Origin of the sequence: Metamycoplasma alkalescens (genome assembly GCF_900476125.1) — a bacterium.
GTDB classification, from domain to species: domain Bacteria; phylum Bacillota_I; class Bacilli_A; order Mycoplasmatales; family Metamycoplasmataceae; genus Metamycoplasma; species Metamycoplasma alkalescens.
The window spans coordinates 656,754-676,931 of record NZ_LS991949.1; the positions used below are offsets into that span (position 1 = coordinate 656,754).

Consider the following 20,178-nt stretch of genomic DNA (forward strand, 5'->3'; position numbering starts at 1 on the left):
TACCCCCGTTTTAAAAATCTATCTTTTAATATTTAATTTTGTCATAATGTTTTCGACATGATCATTCATAATTTTTTCTTCTTCTTTTGTTTGGTGATCAAAACCAAATAGATGTGCAACACCATGTGCAAAAATGTAACAAAATTCTCTTCTTATACTATGATTAAATTCTTTAGCTTGTTTAATTATTTTTCAAGGTGACATAATAATTTGTCCGAGTTCCAATAATTCAAGAAAACTAAGCTCATTTTCTGCTTCAAATGGAAAACTTAAAATATCCGTGGTATAGTTTTTTTGGCGATACAAATAGTTTAGTTTTTTCATCCTAAATTTAGTAACAAATAAAAGATCAATTGAGATATCTTTTTTGCTATTAAATTCTTCTTTTGCCTTTTGTAAAATATTTAAAAAATCCTCTTTAAATTTGAAGCAAAAAAAGCTACGGTTTTTAATATTTAAATTATGCATATCGATAATTATAAAGCAATGAAAAAAATAGATATTATTTTTTTATTTTAATTTAAAAATTTTATGATTTTTTGCAAGATATCTTTTTGTGTGACTTGTCTCAATAAAAATTGAATTTTCTTGTTTTTCTAAAACAAGATTTCTAATAATTTTAAGTGTATTTTTTGCAATAAATTCAAGAGATTCATCAAGTAAAATTAATTGGTATTTTTTAATCATTAAAGGGAGTAATTTTATGACTTGAATTTGGCCCATTGAAAATTTGTTTTTTTGTAAAAATAAGTTAGAAAATAAGTCAAGATTTAAGTCTTTTAATAATGAAAGAAATTCTTTGTTTTGTAGAATATTTTCTCTATCTTTTTGTTCAACATTTCAGAATAAATAACTATATAAATCAGTGTTAGGAAAATTATTGTCTTTGTCTGAAAAATATATATTATCTATTAGTCAGTTTTTTTCAATGTTTTCAATAGGTATATTATTAATAAAAATTGAGTTTTTAATATCATCAAAATAACCAAGCAAAATTTTTAAAAATGTTGTTTTTCCAGCACCATTTTTTCCAGAAATTATTAGGTTGTTTTTTATATCTAAATTAATATTTGAAAAAAGTGTTTTTGTTGAGTATCCAAAGTTTAAATTTTTAATTTTAATTTCGCTTATTTTTGAAGGATTTTTTTGATTTTTATTGTTAATTTTTTCAGGAATATCAAGAATGAAAAAAAGTCTTTCAATATTGATTTTATTTACTTTTTTATCAAGCAAGAAAAATTGAAAATTATTTATTGGTTCATTTAAAAGATTTTGAATTTGAAAAATAAAAAATATTTCAGAAACATTGTTATTTTTTTGGTTAATAAAAATTAAAAAAATTAGAATATTGCTTAATAATGTAAGAAGTGAAAATAAGAAAGTTTTTATTGAATTAAAATTGTTGATTTTATTTTCATTTTTTTGATTAAGTTCAATAGTTTGTTTAAAATCAAAAAAATTCATATTTCTTCAAAAACTTTTGCTGTATGTGTCATTATTTTTTGCAAAAAAAGTTAGATCATTTATTTCATTTAGATTTCTTACAATATTTCTTTTTGATCATGAAAAAATTTTTATATTAATAAGATAACCTAATATTGTTTTAATCAAATTTAAACTAATAATTAAAATGATGTAATTAAAGCTGATATAAAAAAGTAAGGGAATTGAAAGCGTTAAAAAAAAGATAAAAGTTGGCCAAAAACTAAAAATATTGGCATAAAAATTAGAAATTAAATTTATTGATAAGTACCTTAAAATAATTTCATTTTGTTCAATTTTCATTAATTGCTGATATTGGGCATTTTCAATCTTTTTAATAAAATCATTTTTAATATTTTTTGCAATTTTTGTTTTTATAATTCCTGATGCCAAACTATTTAAAAAAGAAATAAGAATTAAGGTTATTGAACTTCAAAATAGAAGTAAGAGGTTTTTGTTTGCTTGCAATCACTCTGAATTTTGAATGTAAGAAAAAACAAATTTATTTATGAAAGAAACAAAGTAATTTATTAAAACGCTTATAAAACTAAAAATTAAAAATACTAGAATTGATGAAAAATTAATCTGAAAGGGAGTCTTTTGTTTTTCTAAAAAACTCTTTTTGATGCTGTTTGTTTTTGATTTCGAAACAAAAAGTACAATTCCGCTAAAAGATTCCTTAAAAATTAATAAATCAAGCTCTCTTTTTCCATTGACTGAATCATAAGTTTCAACAATTCCATTTTTAATTTTTTTGATTATGACATAGTGAAAAAAATTATCAATTTTAATAATTGATAAGCAAGGAAAATTTATTTTTGAATTAACAAGTTCTTCAAAATTTGCTTTATAAGCTTCAATTTCAATTGAAATTTCTTTTCCAATTTCAATTAAATTAGAAATTGAAATTCCATTTTCATTATATGAAGCATAGTACTTTAATTGATTGATATCTAATCATTTTTTTCAATAAAACTTATATAGCGATTGTAAGGCATAGATTCCACAATCTTTTATATCTTCCTGAATTCTTATTTTCATAAATTAAATTTTTTATTAATTATTTCGAATTAATTTTAATTAAAGAAAAAGAAGTGAAAATAAAAAGAATTTAGAAAATAAAATTTAAATATTTTAGTTAAAATTAATTCATATGAATAAAAGACATAAAACAAATTCAATAATTTTGCCAATGTTAGCTACTTTTTTAACCATGTCAGCGCCAATCACAGTTGCTGCTTCATGTACCCATGAGAAACCAGTAGTTACGATTTCATCTAACTCAAATCATACTTTTTTAAATGAAAATGGAGAAAGAATAATTAAGGGAAGTGCATCTGAATTTTTCAATACAAATCGTTCTGGCATTTTTAATCCAATTGATTCATCTGATCGTTTTTATCATATTCTTAGAAAAGATAATAATCAATTAATAAATGATGTTCATGATAAAAATCACAAATATAAAATTAAAGGAAATTTTGATTTTCTAAATTTTGAAAATCTAAGTGCACCTTATAGTTACCGAATTTATTCATTTAGATATGATGAGTTAGTAAAAAATATTCCTGGTGTTGCAACAAGAAAAAAATATTATGAACACCGTAACAATCCTAAAGCAGTTTATATTGTTTTATATTGGACGCTAAAAACAAATGAGGCTGCTCCAAATTTTGTTTCTGATATTATTACACCATCTGCTGCAAGATTAGGAATCCAATTTAACCCTGAATTAAAAGAAGAAGCACCATGACCATTTGTAAAAGGAATATTGGCAAATAATAATTTTTGGAAAAATGTTATTGAACCAGTTGTTTTAATCTTTGATAAGGAATAAATATGAAAACAGTACGAACAAGATATGCACCAAGTCCAACTGGATATTTACATATTGGGGGTGCAAGAACTGCATTATTTAATTATTTATTTGCAAAACATTTCAATGGTAGTTTCATTTTTAGATTGGAAGATACAGATATTGCTCGAAATGTTCCTGGTGGGGAAGAAAGTCAATTAAATAATTTGATGTGACTTGGAATTATTCCTGATGAAAGTCCAATTAAACCAAATAAAAAATATGGAAATTATCGCCAATCAGAAAAACTAGAAATATATCAAAAAATTGCCAATAAATTAGTAAGTAAAAATTTAGCTTATAAAGCGTATGATACTGCTGACGAATTAAGTTTGCAAAGAAAAGAACAAGAAGATGCTAAAATTCCATCATTTAGATATGACCCTAATTGATTAAAGATTTCAGATGAAGAAAAAAAAGAAAGGGATGCTAAAGGTCAATATTCAATTAGATTGAAACTTAAAAAAAATACAATTTATGCCTGAGATGATTTAGTGCGGGGCAAAATTGAAGTTAACAGTGATGATATCGGTGATTTTGTAATTTTAAAAAGTGACGGGTATCCAACTTATAATTTTGCGGTTGTTGTTGATGATCATACAATGGAAATAACACATGTGTTGCGAGGTGAGGAACATATTACCAATACACCAAAGCAATTAGCTATTTATGAAGCTCTAAATTGAGTGCCACCAATTTTTGGGCATTTAACAATCATCACAAATATGGAAGGTAAAAAATTATCAAAACGTGATAAAAGTTTAAAACAATTCATTGAAGATTATAAAAATGAAGGTTACCAGCCACATGCAATTTTTAATTTCTTATCATTGCTAGGTTGAACTTCAAAAGATAGTAAAGAAATTATGAGTCATCAAGAATTAATTGAAAATTTTGATTATGAAAGATTATCAAAATCACCTTCAAAGTTCGATATTGTTAAGATGGAATGATTTTCAAAACAATATATGAAAAAAGTTGATAATCAAGAAATTATTAACCAAATTAATTCACCTTTTTCATTTGAATGAAATAATTTATTTGTGGAAACATATAAACAATCAGCTTCAACAATTAATGAGATTAAAAATAATCTTTTAATTTATGAAAACCCAAAAAAGGATACTGATTTAAAAATCAATAATCTTGAAGTTGTAAAAACATTTTTAGAATTTTTAAAAAATGTTGATTTTACAATTGAAAACATCCAAAAATGCATTGAATTAACAAAACAAAAATTAAATCTTAAAGGAAAAGATTTATTCATGCCAATTCGAATTGCAACAACCTATGAGGAACATGGTCCAGAATTAGCAAAAGCAATTTATTTATTTGGGAAAGAGATTGTATTTGAAAGATTATCAAAATGAAACTAAAATATGTTTTAAGTTCAGAAATAAATAACCAAGAGAATGAAGTCATTGAAACTGAATATGTTGATTTTTTTGAAAAAGAACACGGTAAATTTACACATATTGAATTTACTGACAATAAGACAATGAATTGTGTTTTAGATGTTTCTGATGATGAAATTAAAATAAATTATGCAAATCAAGAATTGCATATGAAAAAAAATTACTTTATTCCTAATAAGTTAAAAATTTCAGAGGGTGATTTTTTTGAAATTGATGTTTACTTAATTAAAGTTATTATTAGCAAAGAATTAATTCTATTTACATATGATTTATTACAAAATAAAAATATTATTGTTCGTAATACTGCGAAATTAATTTTTCAAAATTAAATTTATATTGAAATTATAGTTTTCTAAAAAATAAGGAAACTATAATTTTTTCAATAAAAAAACTTAGAAAATCAATATCAAGATTATATATTGAAATGAAATAAAAAAAATCAAAGAAAAAGATTGAAATATAAAGTATTTTTTAAAGAAATTTCAATCTTTTCTATTAATTATTAGATTTTTTAAAAAAGAATTAAATTCAATGTGGACATTGCTATTATTATTGGATTTTATTTCAATAAGACATTAAATATTTTTTTCTTCTTTTTAGGGTTAAAAATAAAGAAAAAAATATTTGTATAAAAATAAGGTATTATTTTTCTATGTTTAATTGACAATATGTATGAGTTAATTTGATAATTTTATTGATTGGTTATCTACTGGGATCAATTAATATTTCAATCTTAATATCTAAAAAATGAAAAAAGGATATTAGAAATTGTGGTTCAAATAATGCAGGCGCAACAAATGCCTTGCGTGTTTTTGGAATTAAGTTTGCAATTTTAGTTTTTTGTTTTGATTTACTAAAATCCTTTATTCCAACAATGATTGTGTTTTTTGTTAAAAGTAGTTTAAATAATCAATTTATTATTCCTTTATTTGCAGGACTAGGAGCATTCATTGGACATATTATCCCATGTTTTTTTAAGTTCAAAGGTGGTAAGGGTGTTGCTTCATATTTTGGGATGATCTTAGCTTTTGATTTAATAACATTTTTATTGTTAGCATGATTTTATATTATCTTAGTTTTAATTACAAGATATATTTCAATTTCTTCAGTTCTAACTGTAATTATTTTTGCATTTATATCATTTATTCCATATTATTATTCAACTTGAGTTTTATCTTTTATTAATAAAAATATTCCGCAATGATCCCATAGTTATATTTTAGTTTTTGCTTCAATTTTAATTTTGTTAAAACATATTCCTAACTACATTAGATTTTCAAATAAAGAAGAAAAGAAAATAAATTTTAAAAAAATTAGCAATTAAACAATTAAAGTGCTAATTTAGTGCTAAAATTATTAAGATAATAAAACCAAAAAGGAGTAATTTTATTATTTAATTATGGATATTAAAAGTCGACATTTAGAAATTTTTAAAATGATTGTTGAAACTTTTTTTGAAACAGGCGAACCGGTGGGATCAAAAAAACTTGTTGAACGCAAGAATTTATCTTTTTCTTCAGCAACATTGAGAAATATTATGTCAGATTTAGAAAAACAAGGTTTTTTAGAAAAACCTCATGTTTCAGGTGGAAGAGTGCCATCAACTTATGGACTTGAGTACTATACAAAATATGTTGCATATAATCCTAAAAAATTTTTTAATAAAAATTTGAATGATATTTTAATTAAAAAAAGATTAAAAGTTGACACAACACTTGATGAAGCAGCTAATTTGATTAGTAAAATGGCACATTTTACAGTTGTAGCAACTTCAAATAATAAGGATGAAAGATTAAAAAGTATTCAACTAACACCATTAGATAAAAATTCGGCTGTAATTGTTATTGTCACAAGTAGCGGTAATGTTCAAAACAAATTATTTGATTTTGATGAAGATATTGGATTAAATGATTTAAGAATTGCAATTCGACTTTTCAAAGAAAGATTAATTGATACCCCAATGATTGAACTTGCTTCAAAAGCAAAAGCATTATTACCATTATTTAAAGAAAGAATTGGTAATTATGAAAGACTTTTTGAACGTTTCATTAAAACAATTTTTGTTTTTGAAGAAAAAATTCAAAATAAGACTTATAACAAAGATGCAATGATTTTATCAAAAAATATTTCAAGAGAAGAATTAGTTGTCTTGCTAGATTTGATTGAAAAGCATTCAGTATGATCAACAATTGAAAATAATTTAGATGAGGATAATAAAATAAAACTTGATTTCTCAAGAGAAAATTTAAATATAATTAGCAAAAAAATTGATTTTGAAAATGAAAAAAATATTAAAGAAATATCAATTATGGGGCCTAAAAATATTGATATTCAAGAATCACTTGAAACACTAGATTTATTATCAATACTCATTAAAAAAGGAGATAAATAATGCAGAATTTTAATAAATTTGACAATGTAATTTTTGAACTAGGTAAAAAAGAGTCACCAAAAGATAAATTTGATTTCAAAAAATATTCCTATATTTGGGATTATGATGAGATTGATCCATTAATTTTAGAAATCATGCAGAATGGTAAAAAAATCAATGATAAAGAAATTAGTTGAAAAAATAAAAAATTATCTTATCTTTTAAAAATAATTTCAATTAAGAAAGTAAATTCTAAAGTGAAAGAATTAATTGAAAAAACGCAATCTTTAGAAAATGAGACTAAATCAATTGAAAATAAATTAAAATTACAAGAAGAAAGCATTAATAACTTGAATGCCCAAATTGATATGTTACAAAATAAGGCAATTGAGGAAGCAAATTTATTTAAACAAGAAGTTCTTAATATTCAAAAGAAAGCACAAGAAACAATTAATGAACATAAACAAAAAACAACTCAGCATCAAGAGCAACAAGCAGAAGAAATAAAAATGTATGCTTTACAATCACTTCTTGAAAAATTAATTCAGCCCTTAAATAATTTTGAAATTGCAATTACTGTTGCACAAAAAATTGATAATGATGTTTTGAAAAATTTTATTACTGGATTTAACATGCTTTATAAGCAAGTTGAAGATATTTTAATAGAAATTGGATTAACAAAAATAATTCCACAAGTTGGTGATGTATTTGATGCTAATTTTCATCAGGCGTATGAATTAGTTAATTCAGATTTTGAAAAAGATACAATTTTAGAAATAAAAAATATTGGCTATAAATTACATGATCGTGTTATTAAGCCAGCTTTGGTTGTTGTTGCAAAATAAAATTTCATTTTTTCTTAAAATTAAGATATTTTGCAGTCATTCAATTAAAATAAAAAAATTACGAAAAGAGGAAAAAAATGACATTACCATTTATACCAATCAAAAAACAAGTTCTTATGCCTTATGATTTAGATGAAATTCGAGTTGGACGACCTAATTCGATTTTAGCAATGAAAGAGGCTTTTAATGGTAAACCTAAAAATAAAATTCTAATTGCTTTTATTAAAGAAGAATATGTTACTTCTGCTGCAATTACAAGCAAGGATATGGTTGAAGAAATTGGCGTTATTGCAACAATCAAAAACCATTCAGAAAGTAATGGAATTTTTAAATTGAAATTAGAATGCTCAACAACAGTTAGATTAAATGAAATTTTGCAAATTGATGCAACACAAAATGAGAGTCCATCTATTCTAGCATCATTTGATCATATTATTTCAAGCAAAAATATGGTTTCTTCAGAAAAAATTGAACTAGGATTAAAATATTTAGATTCATTTATTGAAAAAATTGCTAATGCTCAAAAAACGCCTAAACCTTTTGGAATGCAATCTTTTGATCTTTTAGTGGCTGAAGATTTCAAAAGATCAATTGAGAGATCAATTTTAAGCACCAAAGAACCAGAATATAATGAAGCTTTTTTAAATGAAGCACTATGAATTGCGATTCGAGGAATCAAAAAAATTTTTGACCGAAGCGATTTATTGTATTTACTACCCTTAAAAAATGATGATTTAATTAAGGGTGTTGTTGAAAGATTTTCATGAAAATTTGAAGCAAGTAACGTTGAGTATGAACTTAATAAAAAAATGAATGAAGAAATGGAAAATTCACAAAGAGATTTTTTATTAAGAGAAAAAATCAAACAATTAAGACAAATGCTTAATGATGATTCTTCAAATAATGCGGAAAAAATTGAAAAAGATCCAGAAGAAAGTAAAAGATACCCTTCGTATGTTTTAGAAGCACTAAAGGCTGAACAAGCAAGATTAGCTTCAATGATGGCATCTAGTCCTGAAGCAAATATTTCTAAAAACTTTATTGATTTAATATTAGCACTTCCATGAAGAAAAGTAAGCAAGGAATTGATTGATATTAATTACGTAAGACAAGTTTTGGATAAACATCATTTTGGTCTAGAAAAACCAAAACAAAGAATTCTAGAATTTATCTCAGTTTTAACCCATACAAAAAGCAAAAATGCAAATGAAGAATATATTGCAATAAAAAATGATGATGATCATTTCATTGATACAAAATTATTTGTGCACAAAACTGGCGAAACGCTAAATAATCCAGTTAATAATATTCCAATTTTAACTTTAATTGGTCCCCCAGGAACTGGGAAAACAACTTTAGCAAAATCAATTGCTGAAGCTTTAAAAAGAAAATTTATTAAAGTTTCTTTAGGTGGCGTGAAAGATGAAAGCGAAATTAGAGGGCATCGAAAAACCTATGTTGGAGCAATGCCTGGGAAAATAATTTCAGCAATCAAAAAAGCTGGTGTTTCTAATCCAGTTATTTTGTTAGATGAGATTGATAAAATGTCGTCTGATTTTAGAGGTGATCCAACAAGCGCAATGTTAGAGGTTTTGGATCCTGAACAAAATGCCAATTTCCAAGATCATTATTTGGATTTGGAATATGACTTATCAAAAGTATTATTTATTGCAACTGCAAATTATTATGACAGTATTCCTGCTGCATTGATTGATAGAGTTGAGTTATTGGAGTTATCAACATACACAACAAATGAAAAAATTGAGATTGCAAAAAGTCATTTAATTCCTAAAGTACTAGTTCAAAATGCATTGCTAGCATCACAAATTCAAATTTCTTCAGAAATATTAGAATTTATTATTCGCTCATATACAAGAGAAAGCGGTGTGCGGGAACTTAAACGTTTATTAGATAGCATTGCCCGTAAAATTGTTGTTAAGATCTTAGACAAGGAAATTGAAAACGATTTTGTTGTCACAAAGGATGTCGTGATTGATTTCTTGGGACCAATTAAATTTGATGAAGATGAAAATGAAAACAAGGATCAAATTGGGGTTGTCAATGGATTGGCTTATACAAGTTTTGGCGGTTCTACATTAGCAATTGAGGTAACAACATTCCCGGGTAAAGAAGGTTTAAAACTAACTGGGCATTTAAAAGATGTGATGAAAGAATCAGCACAAATTGCTTTAGCATATGTCAGAGCAAATGCCAAAAAATTTGGGATTGATTTTGATTTTGAAAATAAATCAATTCATATCCATGTTCCAGCTGGAGCAATTCCTAAAGATGGTCCATCAGCCGGAGTAACATTTACAACCTCAATTATTAGTGCATTATCAAAAAAACCAGTTCCTGCCAATATTGGAATGACAGGTGAAATTACATTAAGAGGAAAAGTTCTTCCAATTGGTGGATTAAAAGAAAAATCTTTGGCAGCTTCACAATTTGGAATTAAGAAAATTTTTATTCCATATGATAATGAAAAGAATTTAATTGATGTTCCAGAAGAAGTAAAAAAAGAAGTTAAATTTATTCCTGTTAAATACTATGAAGAAATTTTTGAAGCAATTTTTAAGTAATATTTAAACTAAAATAAGTATAAAAAATAGCCTTTTTAAAAATGGGGCTATTTTTTATAATTCAAATTTATTTTATAGTTTTGCTAGATATTTTAATGTTCTTATATATTGGTGAACAAATGAAGATTCATTGTCATATCATGCATAAACTTTATACATTTTTTTGCCATCTACTTCAAGAACTTGTGTTAATTGTGCATCAAAGATTGAACCAGCAGTTGAACCAATAATATCACTTGATACAATTGGATCTTCAGTATAAACAAATGAATCTGATGCAGCTTTTTTCATTGCAGCATTAATATCTTCAACTGTTGCATCTTTTTTAAGTTCAATTGTCAAGTCGACAATTGAACCAGTAATTGTTGGAACTCTAAGTGCAATTCCATTCATTTTACCTTTTAGTGTTGGAATGACTTTACCAATTGATTTTGCTGCTCCGGTTGTTGTTGGAATCATATTTGCACCAGCTGCTCTTGCTCTTCTTAAATCTGAATGTGGTGCATCTTGTAGTCTTTGATCAGCAGTGTAAGAGTGAACAGTTGTCATATATCCTTTTTCAACACCAAATTCTTTTTCTAAAACATTTAAAACTGGTGCTAAAGAATTAGTTGTACATGAAGCTCCTGAGACAATTTTGTCATCTTTTGTTAAAATGTTTTCATTAACTGAGTAAACAATGGTTTTAACTTCAGGACTTTTTGAAGGTGCAGTAATTAAAACCTTTTTAGCTCCAGCATCAAGATGCAATTGAGCTGCTTCAGTTGTTAAAAATCTTCCTGTTCCTTCAACAACAATTTCAACACCTAATTTTTTTCATGGTAGTGCTGCAGGATCTTTTTCGCTAAAAATTGGAATTTCTTTTCCATTCACAATAATTTCATTTTCTTTGCTTTGAATATCATTATTAAATACACCGTGCGCTGTGTCATATTTTAATAGGTGTGCTAATGTTTTTGCATCTGTTAAATCATTAATTGCAACTACTTCTAAATCTTTGTCATTAATTAATTGTCTAAAAATTAGTCGACCAATTCTTCCAAAACCATTAATGGCTATTTTTGTTTTCATTATTCCTCCCTAGTTTTAGTTGAAATTTAAATTTATAAATTTAATATATAAAAAATTATAGTCCAATTTATTGCTTTAAATTTTCAATTTTTCGCACAGCTTCATAAACACCAGATTTTTTATAAGAACCAGCAATTCATGTTGCTTGTGATTTAATATTTTTTAGGGAATTTTTCATTGCTACAAATGCCCCAACATATGGAATTGATGATGTATCATTTCCTGAATCTCCAAAATGAATTGCTTCTTTTGGATCGATATTTAAAAGTTTTGATACAAATTCAATTCCTCTTCCCTTACTTGCATTTATATCATTGATTTCAATTGCATATCCTTTTGAAACAATATATAAGGAAATATTCTTAAATTGGTCTTGTAATTCTTGTGCCAATTTTTTAACATTTTTTTTACTTGTTCCAAAAGTGATAATTTTTGTTAATTTTGTGATTTTTGGCATCTCATCATAATTTTTTTGCACCATTTTTTTAATTCATGGTCGGAATAGTTTTAATTTTGCTGAGCTACCATAAATAGTATTTCCACTATTGAAAATGAAAAAAAGTTTTTTTTCTTTCAGCGCGTCAACAATTTTGATGACAGTATCTTTTTCAATTTCATGTTTGATTAAAACTTCACCGTTTGTATCAACAACCAATCCGCCATTTTGACATATCACATAAGGTGAATTAGTTTTTTTAGCTAGATCTAAAACAAAGTCTGATGCATAGCGACCAGTTGCAATGATAAAAGGTATTCCATTGTCATTTTTTTCTTTAAGAATATTTAAGTTTTTTTGACTAATTTTTTCTTTAGTCTTTGGCAAATCTAATAATGTTCCATCCAAGTCCGTGAAATAGGCTTTAGGTTTAAAATTAATCATATTTTAATTTCTTAATCAAATTGTTTTTTTAATTCATCTAAAGGCAAGTAGCCTTTTGTTGAATTAACCAATTTACCATCTTTAAAATAAAATAGTGAAGGTATTGATGTAACATTCATTTCACGTGCAAATTCTGTATCTTTATCAACATCAAAATCAAAAATTTTAATGTCTTCTTCTTCATCTCCTAAACGTTGCAATTCTGGTCCTATCATTTGGCATGGAGGACATCAAACTGCTCTAAAAGCAATAATTGACTTTCCTGTTAAATGTTGTTCTTTTAATTCACTTTTTTCAATTTTTTTGTACATATATTTCTCCTCAATGCAGTTAATAAGATTTTGCAAAAATTACAATTTTGTCAGTTTTTTCATTTGAATAGAAACAAGATTCAGTTTCAATTTTGATATCCAAATTAAATGGCATGCAACGAGTCGTTGCTCCAGTTTCTTTCTTGATTTCTTCTTCATGAAGAGGATCACCACTAAATTTAGTTACTGCCCAATTTCCAGATTCAATGATTTTTTTAAATTCTTGATAGTTATTAGCTATTTTAAGATTTTTAATCAATCTTTGTTTTGCTTGGTTGAATAAATTTAGTTGAATATCGTGTAAGATTTCTTCAGTTTTTTTTGTAACTTGATCCAATTGAATTTCAATTTTTTCAAGTGTATCTCTTCGTACAAAAATAACTTTATTCTCATTTAAATCTCTCGGTCCAATTTCAATTCTCAAAGGTGTTCCATGAATTTCAGAATTAGCAGCTTTGAAACCAGCATTCTTATCAGATTTATCAATTTGGACTGAAACATTAATTTTTTCTAGTAATTGATAAATTCTTTTTGCTTCTTGCGAAACTCTTGGATCTTTTTTTGCAAATAATTCAATAATATCAACTTGAATTGGTGCAATTTTTGGTGGAATAATGATTCCACGATCATCACCATGAGTCATAATTAAAGCACCTAATAATCTTGTAGAAACCCCTCATGAAGTTCCATATGGATTCTCAAGAGAATTTTTTTTATTTTTAAAAGTTATATCAAATGCTTTTGTAAAATTTTGACCTAAATAATGACTTGTACCAATCTGTAATGCTTTGCCATCTTTCATCATGCCTTCAATTGTATAAGTATACTTAGCACCAGCAAATTTTTCATGTTCAGTTTTTTGCCCTTTGATTACTGGTATTGCTAAATATTCTTCGACAAAGCTGGTGTATACATCCAACATCTTTGTTGTTAGATTTTGAGCCTCTTCTTTGGTTGCATGAATCGTATGTCCTTCTTGTCAAAGAAATTCACGAGTTCTTAAAAAAGGATTAGTTGTTTTTTCTCATCTTAAGACATTTACTCATTGGTTATAAATCAGTGGTAAGTCATTATATGATTCAACCTCATTTTTAAAAAAGTCCCCAAATAAAACTTCACTTGTTGGCCGAATGTAAAATTTTTCAGTTAATTTTTTTCCACCAACTTCAGTTACAGTCGCTAATTCAGGATTGAAACCTTCAATATGGTTTTTTTCTTTGTTTAAAAGACTTTCTGGAATTAATAGAGGTAAATTAACATTTTTTACACCGACTTCTTTAAATTTTCTATCCAAAATAAGCCGAATATTATCCCATATTCCAAATGAAAGTGGTTTAAAAATAATTGAACCTTTTGAAGAACCATAAGCCATTAGATCACCATTTTGGATGACATCTGTATATCACTTAGCAAAATTTTCTTCCTGTGTTGTAATTTTCTCCAATTTCTTCATAACTATATAAATTGTATAGCGTTTTTTATTTTTAAATTAAAAATAAAACAGGTCAAAACTGACCTGTAGATTTTAATTATTATTTTATTTTAAACTAAATCATCAAAGATATCTTCACCAGTTGCAACACAAGGAACTCCAAAGTTTCTAGCAACAATATTACCAGCTGTTCCTAATCCTTTTAGTGTGCCTAAAACTTTTGGTTTTTTGAATAATTTTGAGTAAATTGTTAAAGGCAATGCTTCTCTTGTATGATCTGATCCATAGGTCGGATCATTTCCATGGTCTGATGTCATTATTAATAGGTCATCTTCTTTCATTGCATTAATCAATTTTGTTAATTTGATATCTAATTTTGAAACATTTTGACTATATCCAACTGGATCTTCACGATGACCATAGTGACTATCAAATTGCACTAAGTTAATAAAAATAAATTTGTTCTCTGAGTTTGATGCGGCAATGTCAATTGCAATATCCATATTTTCATCATCTGAAGCAGGACCATAATTTTTATCAATACCAACACCTGTGAAGATGTCATTAATTTTTCCAACTGCAATAACTTCAACGCCAGCTTTTTGTAAATCTTCCATGATAATATGTCCAGTTGGTTTATTTGCAAAATCATGACGGTTAAATGTTCTTATGAATTTACCATTTTCATAAACAAAAGGTCTTGAGATAACTCTTGCAACATTTCACTCAGGTTTTGATGAACAAATTTCTCTTGCTTTTTTGGCATATGCATTTAGTTTTTCGACACCAAGAGTTTTCTCATCACCAATGATTTGTAAAGTTGAATCAGGTGATGTATAAATGATCATGTCACCTTTTTCCATATGTTGGTGTCCTAATTCTTCAAGAATAACAGTTCCCGAAGCGTTTCTATTACCAATAATTTTTCTTCCATCTCATGCTTTTGATAATTCCTTAACTAAATCATCTGGGAAACCATTTTTTGTAAATTGTGGATTTGGGGTTTTGGTATAAATACCCATCATTTCTCAATGTCCAGTTAAAGTATCTTTTCCATTTGACATCTCATGGATTTTTCCAACATATGCAAGTGGATTTTTGATTTTTTGATTATGCCCTGAAATCTTTGCAACTTCAGTAATTCCTAAAGATTTTCAGGTGGGAATTTCAAGCGGAAGTGCTTCTGAAGCATGCAATAAACTATTTGCTCCTTTATCACCAAATTCTTCTTGTCTTGGTTCAGGACCAATTCCTAACCCATCTGTTACAATAAAAAATATACGTTTAAATTTCATTTTTTTCTCCATACAATAATTATTATATTACTATAATACTTTTCATTGATGAAGATAGATGTTGAAATTAATTATTTTATCAAATTATTTTAATCTTTTAATGCATTTATTGGAATAACAAAAATTCCATCTTCTCTTTGATAGGCAACATTGCCAAACCCACAAATAATGCATTTTATTTTTGGCATGCTTGCACCACTTTGCACCATTTTATTGGTAACTTTATTCAAATTGTTTGCTGCTTCTTCAATACGACTTGAACCTAATTTAATTTCAAATGCACATCAATTTCCATCTTCTAATTCAATAATCGCATCTAGTTCATTATTTGCATAATCTTGATAATGAAAGACTTTAGCATTCATTGCTTGAGCATATATTTTTAAATCTCTAATAACTAAGGATTCAAATAGTAAACCAAATAAATTAAAATCACTAAGTAATTTTTTGGGAGTTAATTCTAATAAGGCAGCAGCCATTGCTGGGTCACTAAAACGTCTTTTTTCAAATTGTTTAACTCTTAATGAAGATCGAAAATTTGGTGAGTATGGTTCTTGATTATTTGTTAAAAAATTCTGATTAATTAAATCTAAATAATTTCTTAATGTAGTTCGTGAAATTGATTCATTATCATTTTCTTTAACATCATTTAGTATTGATACTTCTGATGCACAAGTTGATTCATTTCTTGCCAAGGATTTAAGAATTAATTTCATTTTTTGAGTATTGAAATTTAGTTGTTGATATGAGTGCAGAGTATTATTCAAGATTGTATCGACATACGATTTCGGCATTAAATTACAATCATTTTCATTGGTATCAAGATTACCAGGTCAACCACCCCGTATAATTAAATATGCCAATTTTTCAATTGAAATTTCATCAACATTTTGAGTTGTTAGATTCCCATTGCATAATTCTTTTAATGAAATGCTACCACTTGAATCATTTGATTCATATAGTGACATTGTATTCATGCGTAAAGTAATAATTCTCCCAGAACCACTATGCATGACCCCCTTATTTGAAGGTGCGGATGAACCAGTTAAAATGAATAATCCTTTTTTATTTCTTTTATCAATTTCAAATCTAGTTGCATCTCAAATGCTTTGAACTTCTTGCCATTCATCAATCATTCTAGGATTCTCACCTTTGAGAACAAATTCAAGATTATTTTCTGCTAATTTTCGATTTGAAAAATTGTTTTTAGGATCATCTACAAAAAAGAAGCTTTTTGAATTATGGATTGAAGTTCATGTTTTTCCTGATCATTTTGGACCTTCAATGCATATTGCACCAGCAACTTTTAAATATTTTTTTATCAATTTATCAATAATGCGTGGTCTATATTCTTTATCAAAGTATTTATTCATATTTTTATTCCTTACTTGTGTATATATTATATACTATTGTACAGAATTTTGTACACTTACTGTACAGAATTTTGTACAGTTACTGGACACTTTTTTAAAATAAATAAAAAACCTATGAAATTAAGAAAAAGAAATTGTTAATTTCTTAGTCTTTTCTAGGTTTTTTGTTATTAAATAATAATTTCTTCAGTTAACCGAATTTCCATATTTTTTAGTGTTTCATGATCTGAATCGCTTGAAATTGCTGTGCGATGTAAAAATAAACCAGAAAGTTTTTTAATTTGATTGAAAGCTTTTTTAGCCACTTCTGAATTATTGGCACTAACTGATAAAGCAAATAGTGTTTCTTTTAAATCAAGGGATAAATCATTATAATGAAGTGAATTTTTAAGATTTTGAACTAGAGCAATAACTTTAGGTTCTAAAACATCAATATTCTTGTCAATTTTGGCAAAGTATTTTAAGGCATTTAGAATTACTGCACTATTTGAATTAAGTAAATTTGATTCCTTACCAATGATGACATTATTCTCATTTATTTCAATCGCTGAGCAAATGCGATTATTTTTTAAACTAAAGTCATTGGCAATTTTAATTGATTTAATTAGGTTAATATCAATCTTATTGTCTTTAATAATTTTAAGTAATCTTTTTACATGAATTTTTGGACTTTTATCTTGTTGATAATTGATATTTGTATGATAATAACGTCGAATAATTTCTTTTTTTGAAGCATCACTAACAACATTGTCATCAATGATACAAAATCCTGCCATATTAACACCCATATCAGTTGGAGATTGATAAAATGATTTTTTATAAATTGTTTCTAGTAGTTTATTTAAAATTGGAAATGCTTCCAAATCACGATTATAATTTGTTGCCTTAATACCATAAGCTTTTTGATGGAAAAAATCAATCATATTCAGATCATTTAAATCAATCGTTGCTGCTTCATAAGCTAAATTGACTGGATGTTTAACATCCAAATTTCAAATTGGAAATGTTTCAAATTTGGTGTAAGAAGATTTAATTTTTCTTTGATGATCATGATAAAGTTGTGACAATATTGCACTTAGTTTCCCCGATCCCGGACCAGGAGCAGTGATAACAATTAAATTTTTGGTTGTTTTGGCATATTCATTTTTTCCAAAACCATTTTCTGAAACAATTAAATCAACATCATGTGGGTAATTTTTAATTTTATATTGCTTAATAACTTTTATTTGCTTTTTTGCTAATTTATTAATAAACGATTTAGTTGCTTGATTGTTTTCATATTGGGTAATAATTACACTATTTATTTCAAGTTGGTATTTTTTAAATTTATCAATTAAGCGAAATACTTCTTCTTCATATGTTAAATTAATATCAGCACGAATTTTTTTATTCTTAATATCAAGTGCATTAATTACAACAATCATTTCCAAATCATTTTTAAGTTTTAAAAGCATTTTTAATTTAGCATCATGCTCAAATCCAGGTAAAACGCGTGTTGCATGCAAGTCATTGAATAACTTTCCGCCAAATTCCATATAAAGTTTATTGCCAAATTTACTAATTCTTTTTTTAATTGCTTCAGATTGTAAATTTATATACTTATCATTATCAAAACCCTTAATCATTTTAATCTCCAATCAAATTCAATTTGTTCTATATTTAAAAATTATAGTTAAATTAAAAATAAGATTTTTAATAATGAAACTTTGGTGCATCTTTTTTATTAATAAAAAAATTGCAGCTAAATTTAGTTGTAAAATTTTTGTATAAAATAAACATACTTTTTGAAAGGTAAGAATATGAAATTTAATGAACAAAGAACAAAAATTGTCGCAACAATTGGTCCAGCAAGTGATAACTATGAAACAATGCGACAATTAATTGAAGCAGGAGTAACAACAATCCGGGCAAATTTTTCACATGGAAATGGGGAAGATCATAAACATAAATTTGATTTAGCAAGAAAGATTTCAAGTGAAATTGATCGTCCAATTTCTTTAATGTTAGATACAAAAGGACCTGAAATTCGGGTTGGAAAAATTAAGGATGGTGGATGTTTAATTCCTGCCAAACATAAATTAGTAATTAAAACAAATCAGGATGCATATGAAAATTTAATTGGTGATGAAAACACAATTAGTGTTTCATACCGAATGGATTTAGATCTTAAAGAAGGTAATAAAGTTTTATTAGATGATGGAAAATTGGTAACAATTGTTAAAGAAATTAAAGAAAATGAAGTTATTGTTGAAACAGTTAATGCCCATAAACTAAAAACAAATAAAAGAATTAATATTCCAGGTGTTGATTTTTCGCTTTCTTTCTTAAGTAAAAAAGATATTGATGACATTATTTGAGGAGCACAATATAAGGTTGATTATATTGCTGCATCATTTGTTAGCAATGCCAAAAATGTCCAAGAAATTCGCAAAATTTTGGATGAAAACAATGGTAAACATATTCAAATAATCTCAAAAATTGAATCACAAACAGCAATTAAAAACATTGAAGAAATTATTCGTGCTTCAGATGGAATTATGATTGCCAGAGGTGATTTAGGTCTAGAAATTCCTTATTATGATGTTCCATACTATCAAAAAAGAATTATTCGTCTAGCAAGAATGCAAGGCAAAGAAGTAATTGTTGCAACACAGATGCTTGATTCAATGGAAAACTCTCCAATTCCAACAAGAGCTGAAGTAACTGATGTTTATTATGCAGTTGAACTGGGTGCTGATGCAACAATGTTGTCTGGTGAATCAGCAAGTGGGAAGTATCCTGTTGAAGCTGTGAAGGTGATGTCAAATATTGTTAAAAGAGCAGAAAAAGAGTATTTTACAGAACTATTTTATGAAAAACAAATTGAAAAAGTTGCGAATGATCAAAGTTCAAGAATGTTAATTTCTTATGAAGTTGCATCGATTCTACAGTCTGGTGAATACAAGTATGCAATTGTTTTAAGTCATAGTGGTAAATTATTAAAAGAAATTGCTAAATATCGTCCAAATGCTTATATTATTGGTGTAGTTAGTGATGATAAATTAGTTTGAAGTTATGGCATCACAGCAGGAATATTTTGTGAAAAACATTCAGAAGCAGTAAGAGGTTTAATTAAATACAATCATGATGCTGGACGCCAAATTTTGGATGCTTATGGAGCTAAAAAAGGTGATAAATTTATTGTTGTTGATAGTCTAAATATCACAATGCATGAATATTAAGATCGCTTGTTTTCAAGCTATAATAAAAAAAAGCACCTTATTATT

At 26.4% G+C, this 20,178-nt stretch carries 17 protein-coding genes; 8 read left to right on the top strand and 9 right to left on the bottom strand.

What is annotated here, in order from left to right:
• Positions 1–18 precede the first annotated feature (18 nt).
• Both ybeY and D2845_RS02815 read right to left on the bottom strand, forming a co-directional pair.
• Complete coding sequence (gene ybeY, locus D2845_RS02810) at positions 19–468, bottom strand: rRNA maturation RNase YbeY (protein WP_110858114.1); 450 nt, start codon at positions 466–468, stop codon at positions 19–21.
• Between the two features lie 42 nt (positions 469–510).
• A complete protein-coding gene (locus D2845_RS02815) occupies positions 511–2,523 on the bottom strand; it encodes an Mbov_0121 family peptidase domain-containing ABC transporter (RefSeq protein ID WP_110858113.1) in 2,013 nt (670 codons plus the stop codon).
• Between the two features lie 112 nt (positions 2,524–2,635).
• Here D2845_RS02815 and D2845_RS02820 point away from each other — a divergent pair, with 112 nt between their 5' ends.
• The 7 genes from D2845_RS02820 (at position 2,636) to lon (ending at position 10,550) form a co-directional block, all read left to right on the top strand.
• A complete protein-coding gene (locus D2845_RS02820; RefSeq protein ID WP_002881606.1) occupies positions 2,636–3,319 on the top strand; it encodes a hypothetical protein in 684 nt (227 codons plus the stop codon).
• Positions 3,320–3,321: 2 nt separating this feature from the next.
• On the top strand, positions 3,322–4,713 hold the full coding sequence (gene gltX / locus D2845_RS02825; protein ID WP_110858112.1) for a glutamate--tRNA ligase: 1,392 nt from the start codon (positions 3,322–3,324) through the stop codon (positions 4,711–4,713).
• Positions 4,704–5,081, top strand: coding sequence for a hypothetical protein (locus D2845_RS02830; protein WP_002881608.1), 378 nt, complete (start codon positions 4,704–4,706; stop codon positions 5,079–5,081). The genes gltX and D2845_RS02830 overlap by 10 nt, the downstream gene beginning before the upstream one ends.
• A 323-nt stretch (positions 5,082–5,404) precedes the next feature.
• On the top strand, positions 5,405–6,076 hold the full coding sequence (gene plsY, locus D2845_RS02835) for a glycerol-3-phosphate 1-O-acyltransferase PlsY (RefSeq protein WP_002881609.1): 672 nt from the start codon (positions 5,405–5,407) through the stop codon (positions 6,074–6,076).
• A gap of 75 nt (positions 6,077–6,151) precedes the next feature.
• Complete coding sequence (gene hrcA, locus D2845_RS02840; RefSeq protein WP_110858111.1) at positions 6,152–7,144, top strand: heat-inducible transcriptional repressor HrcA; 993 nt, start codon at positions 6,152–6,154, stop codon at positions 7,142–7,144.
• Complete coding sequence (locus D2845_RS02845) at positions 7,144–7,968, top strand: nucleotide exchange factor GrpE (protein WP_110858110.1); 825 nt, start codon at positions 7,144–7,146, stop codon at positions 7,966–7,968. Before hrcA ends, D2845_RS02845 begins: the two co-directional genes overlap by 1 nt.
• Before the next feature lie 77 nt (positions 7,969–8,045).
• Positions 8,046–10,550, top strand: a complete 2,505-nt coding sequence (gene lon, locus D2845_RS06740) for an endopeptidase La (protein ID WP_110858109.1) — start codon at positions 8,046–8,048, stop codon at positions 10,548–10,550.
• A 72-nt stretch (positions 10,551–10,622) separates the two neighbouring features.
• On the opposite strand, the gene gap is transcribed toward lon, so the two are convergent.
• The 7 genes from gap to D2845_RS02885 form a co-directional block, all read right to left on the bottom strand.
• On the bottom strand, positions 10,623–11,621 hold the full coding sequence (gene gap / locus D2845_RS02855; RefSeq protein ID WP_110858108.1) for a type I glyceraldehyde-3-phosphate dehydrogenase: 999 nt from the start codon (positions 11,619–11,621) through the stop codon (positions 10,623–10,625).
• A gap of 67 nt (positions 11,622–11,688) precedes the next feature.
• Positions 11,689–12,501, bottom strand: coding sequence for an HAD family hydrolase (locus D2845_RS02860; protein ID WP_110858107.1), 813 nt, complete (start codon positions 12,499–12,501; stop codon positions 11,689–11,691).
• 11 nt (positions 12,502–12,512) lie between these two features.
• Entirely contained in the window at positions 12,513–12,812 is a 300-nt protein-coding gene (locus D2845_RS06745; protein ID WP_002881621.1) for a thioredoxin family protein, read from the bottom strand.
• A 19-nt stretch (positions 12,813–12,831) separates the two neighbouring features.
• On the bottom strand, positions 12,832–14,265 hold the full coding sequence (gene proS, locus D2845_RS02870) for a proline--tRNA ligase (RefSeq protein WP_110858106.1): 1,434 nt from the start codon (positions 14,263–14,265) through the stop codon (positions 12,832–12,834).
• Positions 14,266–14,354: 89 nt separating this feature from the next.
• Positions 14,355–15,539: a phosphopentomutase gene (locus D2845_RS02875; protein WP_197712579.1), complete on the bottom strand. Its 1,185-nt coding sequence runs from the start codon at positions 15,537–15,539 to the stop codon at positions 14,355–14,357.
• 89 nt (positions 15,540–15,628) lie between these two features.
• A complete protein-coding gene (locus D2845_RS02880; protein WP_110858104.1) occupies positions 15,629–16,912 on the bottom strand; it encodes an ATP-binding protein in 1,284 nt (427 codons plus the stop codon).
• Between the two features lie 170 nt (positions 16,913–17,082).
• Entirely contained in the window at positions 17,083–18,537 is a 1,455-nt protein-coding gene (locus D2845_RS02885) for a DUF1846 domain-containing protein (protein WP_110858134.1), read from the bottom strand.
• 174 nt (positions 18,538–18,711) lie between these two features.
• Between D2845_RS02885 and pyk the strand changes: the two genes are divergently transcribed.
• Entirely contained in the window at positions 18,712–20,133 is a 1,422-nt protein-coding gene (gene pyk / locus D2845_RS02890; protein WP_110858103.1) for a pyruvate kinase, read from the top strand.
• Positions 20,134–20,178 lie beyond the last annotated feature (45 nt).